Origin of the sequence: Bradyrhizobium sp. (assembly GCF_019242285.1) — a bacterium.
Classification (GTDB): Bacteria; Pseudomonadota; Alphaproteobacteria; order Rhizobiales; family Xanthobacteraceae; genus Bradyrhizobium.
The window spans coordinates 1-10,745 of the sequence record NZ_JAFAVV010000290.1 but is presented as its reverse complement, the minus strand read 5'-3'; the positions used below and the strand labels follow the sequence as shown (position 1 = coordinate 10,745).

General features: G+C 66.0%; 12 protein-coding genes. 2 read left to right on the top strand and 10 right to left on the bottom strand.

The window, feature by feature from the left end:
* The 6 genes from JOY90_RS11170 to yajC all read right to left on the bottom strand — a co-directional run.
* Positions 1–763 (bottom strand): dioxygenase (locus JOY90_RS11170; RefSeq protein WP_291691195.1); only part of this gene is annotated, 763 nt, incomplete at its 3' end.
* A 115-nt stretch (positions 764–878) separates the two neighbouring features.
* Positions 879–1,745, bottom strand: coding sequence for a squalene/phytoene synthase family protein (locus JOY90_RS11165; protein ID WP_291691194.1), 867 nt, complete (start codon positions 1,743–1,745; stop codon positions 879–881).
* On the bottom strand, positions 1,742–2,122 hold the full coding sequence (locus tag JOY90_RS11160) for an MTH938/NDUFAF3 family protein (protein WP_291691193.1): 381 nt from the start codon (positions 2,120–2,122) through the stop codon (positions 1,742–1,744). The genes JOY90_RS11165 and JOY90_RS11160 overlap by 4 nt, the downstream gene beginning before the upstream one ends.
* 57 nt (positions 2,123–2,179) lie before the next feature.
* Entirely contained in the window at positions 2,180–3,199 is a 1,020-nt protein-coding gene (gene secF, locus JOY90_RS11155; RefSeq protein ID WP_291691192.1) for a protein translocase subunit SecF, read from the bottom strand.
* A 13-nt stretch (positions 3,200–3,212) separates the two neighbouring features.
* Positions 3,213–4,814 carry a protein translocase subunit SecD gene (gene secD / locus JOY90_RS11150; RefSeq protein WP_291691191.1) on the bottom strand — a complete coding sequence of 534 codons (1,602 nt, stop codon included), beginning with the start codon at positions 4,812–4,814 and terminating at the stop codon, positions 3,213–3,215.
* A gap of 53 nt (positions 4,815–4,867) precedes the next feature.
* Positions 4,868–5,233, bottom strand: coding sequence for a preprotein translocase subunit YajC (gene yajC, locus JOY90_RS11145; RefSeq protein WP_291691190.1), 366 nt, complete (start codon positions 5,231–5,233; stop codon positions 4,868–4,870).
* Between the two features lie 183 nt (positions 5,234–5,416).
* Here yajC and JOY90_RS11140 point away from each other — a divergent pair, with 183 nt between their 5' ends.
* Positions 5,417–6,373, top strand: a complete 957-nt coding sequence (locus JOY90_RS11140; RefSeq protein ID WP_291691189.1) for an ATP-binding protein — start codon at positions 5,417–5,419, stop codon at positions 6,371–6,373.
* 187 nt (positions 6,374–6,560) lie between these two features.
* Here JOY90_RS11140 and JOY90_RS11135 read toward each other — a convergent pair whose 3' ends face one another.
* Positions 6,561–8,000 (bottom strand): peptidoglycan DD-metalloendopeptidase family protein, encoded by a 1,440-nt coding sequence (locus JOY90_RS11135; protein WP_291691188.1) that lies wholly within the window; start codon positions 7,998–8,000, stop codon positions 6,561–6,563.
* A gap of 109 nt (positions 8,001–8,109) precedes the next feature.
* Positions 8,110–8,760, bottom strand: coding sequence for a protein-L-isoaspartate(D-aspartate) O-methyltransferase (locus JOY90_RS11130; RefSeq protein ID WP_291691187.1), 651 nt, complete (start codon positions 8,758–8,760; stop codon positions 8,110–8,112).
* Between the two features lie 271 nt (positions 8,761–9,031).
* Here JOY90_RS11130 and JOY90_RS11125 point away from each other — a divergent pair, with 271 nt between their 5' ends.
* Entirely contained in the window at positions 9,032–9,415 is a 384-nt protein-coding gene (locus tag JOY90_RS11125) for a response regulator (RefSeq protein ID WP_291691186.1), read from the top strand.
* Between the two features lie 7 nt (positions 9,416–9,422).
* Here JOY90_RS11125 and surE read toward each other — a convergent pair whose 3' ends face one another.
* Both surE and JOY90_RS11115 read right to left on the bottom strand, forming a co-directional pair.
* Positions 9,423–10,190 (bottom strand): 5'/3'-nucleotidase SurE, encoded by a 768-nt coding sequence (gene surE, locus JOY90_RS11120; RefSeq protein WP_291691185.1) that lies wholly within the window; start codon positions 10,188–10,190, stop codon positions 9,423–9,425.
* A 333-nt stretch (positions 10,191–10,523) separates the two neighbouring features.
* A partial coding sequence (locus JOY90_RS11115; RefSeq protein WP_291691184.1) for a hypothetical protein occupies positions 10,524–10,745 on the bottom strand: 222 nt, incomplete at its 5' end.

The following is a 10,745-nucleotide window of genomic DNA, read 5'->3' as shown; positions in this document are numbered from 1 at the left end:
CAGCCAGATCGTCGGAGGAACCGAACACGACATCGTCGGCAAGGTGCGGATCGTCGCGGAGATAGAGCGCGGTCACCAGCTCACGGTGGCCGGGCGAGCCGACCAGGAAGTGGATGTGCGCCGGCCGCATGCCGTGCCGCGCCTGCGCCTTCACCATGGCGCCGACCGGCCCATCCATCGGGATCGAGTAGCCGCGTGGCTTCACCGTGCGCACCACGTAGAGACCGTTGGCGTCTGTCGTGAACACGCCGCGATAGTCCACGGACGAGGCATTCTCCTGGATGTCATAAAGGCCGTCGGCACTGGTCTGCCAGACCGAGACGGTGGCATCCGCGAGCGGCTTGCCGTTGACGTCGCTCACACGGCCGTAAAGCACGCATTCCGTGCCGGGCTTGACGTGCTTCGCAATCTGGCTGCCGGGGCCGAGCGTCGGCGAGGCCTCGCGATAGAACGGGCCGAGCAGGCTGGTGTGGGTGCCCTCCTCCATCGCGGTCTTGTCGTGCAGGCCGTTGATCAGCGCCGACAGGCCGAGCGTATCCGAAAGCAGGATGAACTCCTGCCGCGCCGGCGTGCAGGCCTTGCCGACCAGGGTCATGAACTCGATGCCCTTGATCCATTCGCCCGGCGTCAGATTGACCTCCCGGGCAAAAGCGTGGAGGTGCCGGACCGCCGCCGCCAAGACCTCCTTCATGCGCGGGTCGGCGGTGGTCGCCATCTGGTCGAGCACGGCATCCGTGATGGTTTCGGGGGTCAACTCGCGCATGTTCCGTCCTCCTTGGCCTCCCGCCGACTTCCGCGACAGTGGCGCCAACCTAGCGCCCCCGGACCGAGGGCGTCCAGTGTACTTGTTCGTTACTTCCGGCCAAGGTCAGGGTAGCCTATCCGACCTTGAAAATCCTGGAACGGGATGCGCGCCACAGCGTCCAGAGCACGGAAAGACGCGATCTCGGTTGTGCCACGAACGGATCGCGATCCGTCCGCGCCATCAACGCAAGTTCGCGGCGCAGCAGGGCCAGCGGCAGAAAGATCGGACGCACCGGGGGCGGCACAGTTCCGAGCAGCGCGATCGCGGTGTCGAGGTGGCGAGCCGCCTCGCCGACCAGCTCATTGACTGCCGCGCGCACGCCCGGCGTCTGCCGTCCCGAGAACACTGCATCCATCCCGCTGCCATGCCGTTGCAACAATTGCAGTGGCAGGAACAATTGCCGCCGCGAGGCATCCCGCGGCAGCGAGCCGATCACCTGCGCGAATCCCTGCGCGAGGCCGGCATGTCGCGCGAGATGCGACAGCTCGGCGGACGGCGGTGCGACAATCCGTCCCGCCAGCACCAGCAGCGCCGACGAGGTATCGTTAACATAGCCTTCCAGGGCTGCGAGCGTCGGCATCGGGTCGTTGTAGAGATCGAACTGATGCTCCTCGATCAGCCGCGAGAGCGGCTCGACCGGCAGCTCGAAATGGCGAATCACCTCCAACAGCTCGGCGGCCGCCGGGTTGCCTGCGGCCCCGCCATGGTCGAGGCCTGCGAGCAGGTCGGTCCACCACTGCATGCGGATTTCACCCGGCAAGGGCTGGCTGACCTGATCGCGTATCCGCGATATCTCGACATTGAAGGCGTAGAGCGCGAGCAGCGCGCGCCGCAGCTCGGCCGGCACGAACAGGGTCGAGGCGTAGCGGGCAAAGTCGTGCCTGCGCACGAGGTCGGCGCAGAATGCGGCCGAATCCCTGCTGACCTGGATTTCGCTCATGGCACCGCGATCAGCGCGGCGGCCACCCGCCGCCGCTCGCCCATCATGACGTTGTAGGTGCGGATCGCCGGTGCCGTCTGCATCGTGTCTAGCACGATGCCGACGGCGCGCAGCGCCGCGCGGAGGTCCGACGGCGCGAGCCACACGCCGGCGCCGGTCCCCACGATCAGCGTGTCGATGCTGCCGGCGGCTGCAAACACGCGCGACAGCGCGTCTCTATCGATCTGCTCCGGCCTCGTGACCTCCCAGGCCCAGACCGCATCCGGCAGGCACAATAGCGATCCCCGATGCGACATGCCGGCAAAGGCGAAGCCGCCCTTGCCGTAGGCCTCGATCGGCGCCGACCTCGGCAGGTGTGGAGCGTCGTTGGCAGACATGATCCAGCCGGAAAACCGCTTCTTGCCCACGATAGGACGCCGCGGGGCCGCCTCGGATCACATCTTGTCCATCTTCTTGTTCGACGACACATCCGGTGCTTCGGCCCGGTGGATGCCGACACCGAGATAGATCAGGATCGGCGCCGCGATGAAGATCGAGGTATAGGTTCCGACCAGCACCACGCCGAACATCATCACCGCGGTGAAGCTGTGGATGGCCTGGCCGCCGAACAACAACAGCGCCAGCAGCGCCAGCGTCACCGTGACGTGGGTGATGATCGAGCGTGACAGCGTGGAGTTGATCGATTCGTTGAGCAGCTGCGGCATCGGCATCTTCTTGTAGCGCCGCAGCATCTCGCGGATACGGTCGTAGATGACGACGGTATCGTTCAGCGAATAGCCGAGAATCGTCAGCAGCGCCGCGATGCTGGTGAGGTCGAAATCGACCTGCGTGATCGACATGAAGCCGATGGTCAGCACGATGTCGTGCACGTTGGCGATCATGGCGCCCAGCGCGAACTGCCATTCGAAGCGGAACCAGAGATAGATCAGGATCGCCACGATCGCGAGCATCAGTCCGAGCATGCCGTAAGCGAGAAGCTCGCCGGAGACGCGCGGCCCGACCACCTCGACGCGGCGGTAGTCGACGCTGTCGCCGAGCGCGCCGCGAACCTTGCCGAGCGCATCCTGCTGCGCCTTGTCACCGCCCGGCTGCTCGGCCACGCGGATCAGAACCTCCTCGGGGCCGCCGAACTGCTGCAGCTGGACGTCGCCGAGCCCAAGCGTGTTGAGGCTTGCGCGCATCGCGGCGATGTCGACGGCGCCGGACTTGGCGCGCACCTCGAGCAGCGTGCCGCCCTTGAAGTCGATGCCGAAGTTCAGCCCATGGGTGAAGAACAGCGTGATCGCGACGATCGACAGCGTCGCCGAGATCGGGAACGAGATGCGGCGGAACTGGGTGAAGTCGAAATGCGTATTATCTGGAACGATGCGCAGCGACGGCAGGAGGCCGAGCGCGCTGACCACGGTCAGCACGACGATCAGAACGCCAAGGCCGATGAGAACGTAGTGAGTCACTTTGGGCCTCGTCCTAGATCGGCACGCTCTGCGGCCGCTTCCACCGCACCCACCACGCCACGATCAGGCGCGTCAGGGTGAAGGCGGTGAACACTGTGGTCAGAATGCCGATGCCGAGCGTCACGGCGAAGCCGCGCACCGGTCCAGTGCCGATGTAGAACAGCACGGCGGCGGCGATGAAGGTCGTGATGTTGGAGTCGAGGATGGTCGCGAGCGCCCGCCTGAAGCCGGCATCGATCGCCGAAATCGCGTTGCGCCCGCCGCGCAATTCCTCGCGGATGCGCTCGTAGATCAGGACGTTGGAGTCGACGGCGATGCCGACGGTGAGCACGACGCCGGCGATGCCGGGCAGCGTCAGCGTCGCGTTCAGAAGCGACAGCACGCCGAAGATCATGGCCACGTTGATGATCACGGCGACGTTGGCGAACACGCCGAACAGCCGATACGTCACCAGCATGAACACAACCACCATGATCGCGCCGACATAGGCCGCAAGCTCGCCCTTCTCGATCGAGTCCTGGCCGAGGCCCGGACCGACGGTGCGCTCCTCGACCACTTTGAGCGGCGCCGGAAGCGCGCCGGCGCGCAACAGCACCGACAGGTCGTTGGCGGACTGCACGGTGAAACTGCCCGAGATCTGGCCCTGTCCGGCGGTGATGGGCTCCCGGATCACGGGCGCGGAGATCACCTTGTTGTCGAGCACGATGGCGAAGGGCTGTCCGACGTTCTCGGTCGTGGCCTGCGCGAATTTACGCGAGCCCGCGGTATTGAACTTGAAATTCACCACCGGCTCGCCGGAGCGGGGGTCGAAGCCCGTCTGCGCGTCGGTGAGATCGCCGCCCGAGACCAGCACCTGCTTCTTGACGACGTAGTACACCGGCGGCGTCGACGTGCTCGGCAGCACCTCGGAATCCGGCGGAGCGCCGCTCTGCTGGGCCTGCTCCGGCGACACGCTGGTGTCGACCATGCGGAATTCCATCTTCGCGGTCTTGCCGAGGATTTCCTTCAGATGGGTCGGGTCCTGCAGACCCGGCACCTGCACCAGGATGCGGTCGTTGCCCTGGCGCTGGATCAGGGGCTCGACGGTGCCGAGCTCATTGACGCGGCGCTCGACGATCTGGATCGACTGCTCGATGGTCTTGCGGAGGCGATCGTTCATCGCGGCCTCCGGGATGGTGAGCCGGATCAGGCCGCTGCCGGCGTCGGTCACGTCGAGATCGCGCTGGCCGCTGGACCCCATCAGGCCGCCGAGCGGTTGCGACAGCTCGCGCAGCTTGGAAAGCGCGTTCTGCTGGTCGGTCTCCTTGCTGATGTGGACTTCGACCGTGTCCCCCTTGACCGAAAGTCCGGTGTACAGGATCCGGGCGCCGCGCAGCGCGCGCTGCGCGTCCTCACGGATCTGGTTGAGCCGGCTCTTCTTCACGTCGTTGGAATCGACCTCGAGCAGCAGATAGGAGCCGCCCTGCAAATCGAGGCCGAGCACGATGCGCCGCTGCGCCCATAACGGCCAGCCCTTCACCGTGGCTTCGGGGAAGAAATTCGGCACGGCGCACAGACACACCACGAGCGCCGTCAGGATGATGCCGAGCGCCTTCCACCGCGTGAAATACAACATCGAGTGTAACCGTCAGTGATGAGAGATTGCGCCGCGTCGCGTCCACAGCCGGATTAGCTCGCGGACGTCTCGTCCTTGGCCGCCTCGCTCTTGTCCTTGGCCGGCTCGCCCTTGGCGCGCACGCCCTGGATCATCTGCCGCATCTGCCGGACACGAACGCCGTCCGAGATCTCGAACTCGATCTGGTCGTCGTCGACGACCTTGGTGACCTTGCCGACCAGGCCGCCTGAGGTCACGACAGTGTCGCCACGGCGGATGTTCTTGACGAGCTCGGAGTGGTCTTTGACCTTCTTCTGCTGCGGTCGCAGGATCAGGAAGTACATGATCACGAAGATCAGCGCGAACGGCAGAAGCGACATCAACATGCTGTTGGTGTCGCCGCCGGCCGCGGCCTGGGCATAGGCGGGGGTGAAGAGCATCAGGGCAGTCCTCGTGAGGCGGGAAGGGCCGGCAACGCCCAGGATCGAGGGGCCGGCCCGGCAAATTTCGCGCGGACTATAGCGGCCGCCGTCCCAATTGCAATGTGACTTGTGCCTTCATCTGGGCCCGCTTGCGGGACCGTGCAATGCCCGATAAAGGCTGCGCCATCAGGAACTTGGCAGATGTCGAAGAAACAACGCAAAACCGCCTCCCGCGCCGCGGCGCAGGCCTCCGCGAAAGTCGCGGCAAAACGCCCCGTGCTCGCTGCCGACGACGTCGCCGCGCGCGTGGCACGCGCCCTGGAGGCGATTGCGGCGCACCTTTCCGCCGCCACGCCGGCGGCGCTCACGCCCCAGTCATTTCGCAACGCCGATGCCTTCGTCTGGCATCCCGACGGCCGGTTGTCGGAGGTGCCGCGGGTCAGCCGCGTCGATCTCGGCCTGCTCAAGGGCATCGACCGGATGCGCGACATCCTGATCGAGAATACCGAACGGTTCGCCGACGGCCTGCCGGCCAACAACGCGCTGTTGTGGGGCGCCCGCGGCATGGGCAAATCGTCGCTGGTGAAGGCGGCCCATGCCAGCATCAACACCGGCCGCAAGGTAGCCGACCGGCTGAAGCTGATCGAGATTCACCGGGAGGACATCGAAAGCCTGCCCGCGCTGATGGAGCTTTTGCGCGCCTCCGAATTCCGCTTCATCGTGTTCTGCGACGATCTGTCCTTCGACGGCAACGACGCCTCCTACAAGTCGCTCAAAGCGGTGCTGGAGGGCGGCATCGAGGGCCGGCCGGACAATGTGATCCTTTATGCCACCTCCAACCGCCGCCATCTCCTGGCGCGCGAGATGATCGAGAACGAGCGCTCCACCGCGATCAATCCGGGCGAGGCCGTGGAGGAGAAGGTGTCGCTGTCGGACCGCTTCGGCCTCTGGCTCGGCTTCCACCGCTGCAGCCAGGACGAGTATCTGGCCATGGTGAAGGGCTATTGCGGCCATTTCGGCATCGAGCTTCCCGAGGAGCAGCTGGAGCGCGAGGCGTTGGAATGGTCGACCACCCGTGGCTCCCGTTCCGGTCGCGTCGCCTGGCAGTTCACGCAGGAATTGGCCGGGCGATTAGGCGTGAGATTGAGCGGGAAGTAGGCCGCGCAAGCCCCTGTCTGTCATTCCCGCGAAAGCGGGAATCCGGCCTTCCAGAGACATCTCGTTCGAGCACGACTGTCTCTGGAATAGCTGTCGTCGCCCGCTTACGCCGGCGGCTTCGGCGGGCTCGCAAGCCGGACGACGACAGCCGTAACGTGGGCAGGGCGTGCCCGCCGCTGCGAGCCCCTCACGCGCCGTTCAGGAATTGCAGCGGATCGACCGGGTTCGAGCCCTTGCGGATCTCGAAGTGGAGCTGGGGCGAGGCCACCTCGCCCGACTGGCCGGACTTGGCGATCACCTGGCCGCGCTTGATGGCATCGCCGCGCTTCACCATCAGCTCGCTGGCGTGCGCATAGGCGGTGACATAGCCGTTGGTATGCCGGACCAGGACCAGGTTGCCGTAACCCTTGAGCTCGTTGCCGGCATAGGCGACGACGCCGTCCTCGGCAGCCTTGACCGGTGTGCCCTCGGGCACCGCGACATTGATGCCGTCATTGGACTTGCCGTTGGTCTTGGCGCCGTAGCTCGTGATCACCTTGCCGCGCACCGGCCAGCGGAAGGTCGGCGGCGCGTTGGTCGCCTCGGTCGCCTTGGCCGCGGGCGGCTCTGCGACCGCGGCTTCGTCGGATGTGGGAGCCGCCTGCGCCAGCCGCGCGCTCTGCGGCGGAACGGCTGAAGCCAGCCTCGGCCCGGCGACGGGCGCCTGGACGGTCATAGCGACGGGCTGCGCAGCCGCGCCCGCCGCCGGCACCGTCAGCCTGGAGCCGAGCCTGAGCGGGGATGAGACGTCGAGATTGTTCGCCCGGGCGAGCTCGGCCACCGAAACATGATTGCGACGGGCAATGCTCGCGAGCGTGTCGCCGGGATTGACGACATGCAGGCTCGGCGAAGCGACCATGACGGGCCTGGCTACGGGGGCGGCGGCGACCGGCGCAGGAGCGACGGGAGAAGCGGCGGCAGCCATGGCGTGCGGGATGACCAGCTGCTGGCCGGGCGAGAGCGCGCGCGGCCCCCTGTAGCCGTTGGCCGCCAGGATCGCGCCCGGCGTCACGCGGTAGCGCTGCGCCAGACTTTCCAGCGTGTCGCTAGTGCCGACGATGATGGTGGTCCCGACCGACGGACGGCTGGCCGTGACCGGGCGCGGCGGGACGGAGCCGGTCGTGTCCAGGCGCGGCTGGGCCGGCGGGGTGTATCGCGGGGCCGGCTCTGGTGCGGATGCCGCATATTGCTGGACTGGCGCCGGCGGCGTGTAGGAGGCGATACCTCGTCCACCTCCGGAAACGTTGGCGTTGCTGGCGAGAGGAGCAGACAGCGGGGCGGCCACCACGGGCGGACCGCCGGAGGAGTGATAGGCCGAGGATTGATAGCCCGGGGACTGATAGCCCGGGGACTGATAGGCCTGCGGCCGGCCATAGGACGGCAATTCCTGGCGCTGGACCGGTTGAACCGGCTGGCTCGGGACGGGCACGGAGCCGGTCGCCTCCTGAGCAAAGGGATTGGAAACGGAGGTCTGCTGAAAACGGGTCGTCATGTCGGCACTGCAGCCGGCAACGGCGACCGAGATCAAGGCCAGCACCGCAGCCTGCGGAATGCGGCGAGAACAGGTCAATTCGACAACGGAGAACATGGTTACGCACTCGTACGCAACGAAAATACCGATTTGAGTAAACACGGCCGCAGTAAATAACCGCTTAACCCCGGGACTGGGCTGCCGGAGAGGTAGCGGCCCCGGTGTACTACAGCTCTCGCGCGATGCCGGGCAGTGCCGGCACGAAGCGCACGTCGACGAGTTCCTTGCGTTCCAGGCCGGCTTCCGTCCTCACGACACGCACGAGCGTCTGCACGCCGTGCTGCGGTCCGACCGGCGCGATCAGGATACCGTCCTTCTCCAGCCGGCTGGTGAGGCCTTCGGAGATCTCGGTCACGGCCGCAGTGACGATGATCCGGTCGAACGGACCGAGATTGGGCGGAAGGTTGAGGCCGTCGCCCAGCATGACCTCGACGTTGTGGTAGCCGAGCCGCTCGAGCCGTTTGCGGGCCGTGTCGGCGAGTGTCCGGAAGCGTTCGACCGTCAACACCTGGGCCGCCAGCCGCGACAGGATCGCGGCCTGATAGCCGGAGCCCGCGCCGATCTCCAGCACGCGATGCTCCTTCTTGAGCCGCAACTGCTCGGTCATGTAGGCCACGACGAAGGGCTGGCTGATGGTCTGTCCACAGCAGATGCCGAGTGCGCTGTCGCGATAGGCGTCGGCGCGATCAAGATCCTCGACGAACACCTCGCGGGGCACCTCCTCCATGGCGCGCAGCACCGCCTGATCGCTGATGCCGCGTCGCCGCAGCGTCAGCTGAAACATCATCTTTTCCGGCGGGCTGCTTTGCGGAGGCATCTCGGGTTGTCGCCAGCGTGCAACTATGCAGGAGTTCAACGCCGGCTGGTTGAACAGGGTTGAAGCAAAGTACAGCAGTCGTCCGGACGGCATATTGCCCCCGAATCAGCGTTCCCGCCATGGAACCTAGCAGGCCGACCGATGGTTAGCCCGGCCGAACTGGAGGTGGCGTCCATGGCGGTCGGCGCTGCCGATGATTACGTCCGCATTGCGTCAGGGGGCGATATTTGCCAACTTGGCGTCGGGCATTTGAGGGGGCAAGGACACTTCCATGACTGCGACGCGGCCGCCGCGCGGTTCAGTGTTCCTCGTCGAGGACGAGGTCATGATCCGGATGATGGTCACCGACATGCTGGAGGAGCTGGGCTACACGGTCGCAGCGGAAGCCGGCGAGATCAATGAAGCGATAAGGCTGGCGGAGAGCACCTTTTTCGATCTCGCCATTCTTGACGTCAACGTCAACGGCAAGGTGATTTCGCCGGTTGCCGACCTGATCAAGGCCCGCAACAAGCCCTTCATCTTCGCCACCGGTTACGGCTTTTCTGGCCTGCCGGAGGAGTATCGCGACCGCCCCGCGCTGCAGAAGCCGTTTCAGCTCGAGACGCTCGGCAGGATGATCGACTCCGCGCTGCGCGGCCTGACGCCGGGCGCCTGAGGCTCGGTTATTTCAGTGTCTCGGTCAGCGCTTCGGAAAACGCTTCGTCGGTGCGATCGAGCCTGAGCGGCGTCACCGAGATCTCGCGCGCGGCGAGCGCGGCGAGATCGGTCCCCTCCGCGGGCGTGTCCAGCACGGCGGTGCGCTCGAAGCCGATCCAGAAATAGGGATTGCCGCGGCCGTCGCGTCGCTGGTCGACCCTGAGAAATCCGAGATTGCGCTTGCCCTGCCGCGTCACGCGGATGCCGGTCACCTCCTCCGGCGCGCAGGCCGGGAAGTTGACGTTGATCACCGTGTTCTTCGGAATGCCGGCATCGAGCACCTTGCGGATGATGTCGGGTCCGAATTTCAGCGCGGTTTCCCACAGCGGCTTTTCGCGCGTATCCGCGGAGAACTCCTGCGACAGTGCAAACGACGGCAGGCCCAGGATGGTGCCTTCCAGCGCGCCGGCGATGGTGCCGGAATAGACGACGTCCTCGGCGACGTTGCGTCCCTTGTTGACGCCGGACAGCACGACGTCGGGCATGGTCGGCAACAGGATGTGGCGCGCGCCCATGATGACGCAATCGGTCGGCGTGCCACGCACGGCAAAATGACGCGGCCCGATCTCGCGCAACCGCAAGGGATCGTTCAGCGACAGCGAATGCGAGACGCCGGACTGATCGAGCTCCGGGGCGACGATCCAGACGTCGTCGGACAGGGCGCGCGCGATCTCCTCGACGACCTTCAGGCCGGGCGCGTGGATGCCGTCGTCATTGGTGCAGAGAATGCGCATTTACGTTTCGACCGTTTCTGCTTTCGAAGCCCGTTGTCCCGTCTTAGCCATTGATCGCCCCCGAGGCAAACTTCGTAAATTCGCCAGAAATATCCTGACTTTAGGAGATGAGCTCGACCGCGTGATGACTCGACCCGTGCGGCCTGATGCGTCTTGCCGAGGCGCTGCCATTGCGACTATTTTCACATGATATTCTGCATGGCGACGGGGATCGTACATGACCCGCCTTTCAGCCGCGTCCGCGATTTTCATCTGTCTTGCTTTCCTGCTTTCCGGCTCGCACGCGACGGCCCAGTCGAGCCAGGGCGCGTCGTGCTTCCCCTGGCAGGAGCTTCAGGACGGCCGCTGTGTCGCGAAGGCCTCGCCGTCGGAGCCGCCCTCGTTGCCGTCGGCCGCGTCCGCGCCCTGTGACGACGGGATGCGGAATCTGTCCCGGCGCTGCGCCTGTCCGGCCGCGTCCCATCTCGACGCGACGAGCGGCAAGTGCGTCCCCGACACGGCTCCGGTCGCAGCTCCGGTCACGAAGTCGCTCGATGACAGGGCGCCCTCGCCGCC

Bases quoted from the DNA above. Each gene is read 5' to 3' on its own strand.
- JOY90_RS11165 (WP_291691194.1), bottom strand. From the start codon at position 1,745: ATGAGCGAAATCCAGGTCAGCAGGGATTCGGCCGCATTCTGCGCCGAC.
- JOY90_RS11160 (WP_291691193.1), bottom strand. From the start codon at position 2,122: ATGTCTGCCAACGACGCTCCACACCTGCCGAGGTCGGCGCCGATCGAG.
- secD (WP_291691191.1), bottom strand. From the start codon at position 4,814: ATGTTGTATTTCACGCGGTGGAAGGCGCTCGGCATCATCCTGACGGCG.
- yajC (WP_291691190.1), bottom strand. From the start codon at position 5,233: ATGCTCTTCACCCCCGCCTATGCCCAGGCCGCGGCCGGCGGCGACACC.
- JOY90_RS11140 (WP_291691189.1), top strand. From the start codon at position 5,417: ATGTCGAAGAAACAACGCAAAACCGCCTCCCGCGCCGCGGCGCAGGCC.
- JOY90_RS11135 (WP_291691188.1), bottom strand. From the start codon at position 8,000: ATGTTCTCCGTTGTCGAATTGACCTGTTCTCGCCGCATTCCGCAGGCT.
- JOY90_RS11130 (WP_291691187.1), bottom strand. From the start codon at position 8,760: ATGCCTCCGCAAAGCAGCCCGCCGGAAAAGATGATGTTTCAGCTGACG.
- JOY90_RS11125 (WP_291691186.1), top strand. From the start codon at position 9,032: ATGACTGCGACGCGGCCGCCGCGCGGTTCAGTGTTCCTCGTCGAGGAC.
- surE (WP_291691185.1), bottom strand. From the start codon at position 10,190: ATGCGCATTCTCTGCACCAATGACGACGGCATCCACGCGCCCGGCCTG.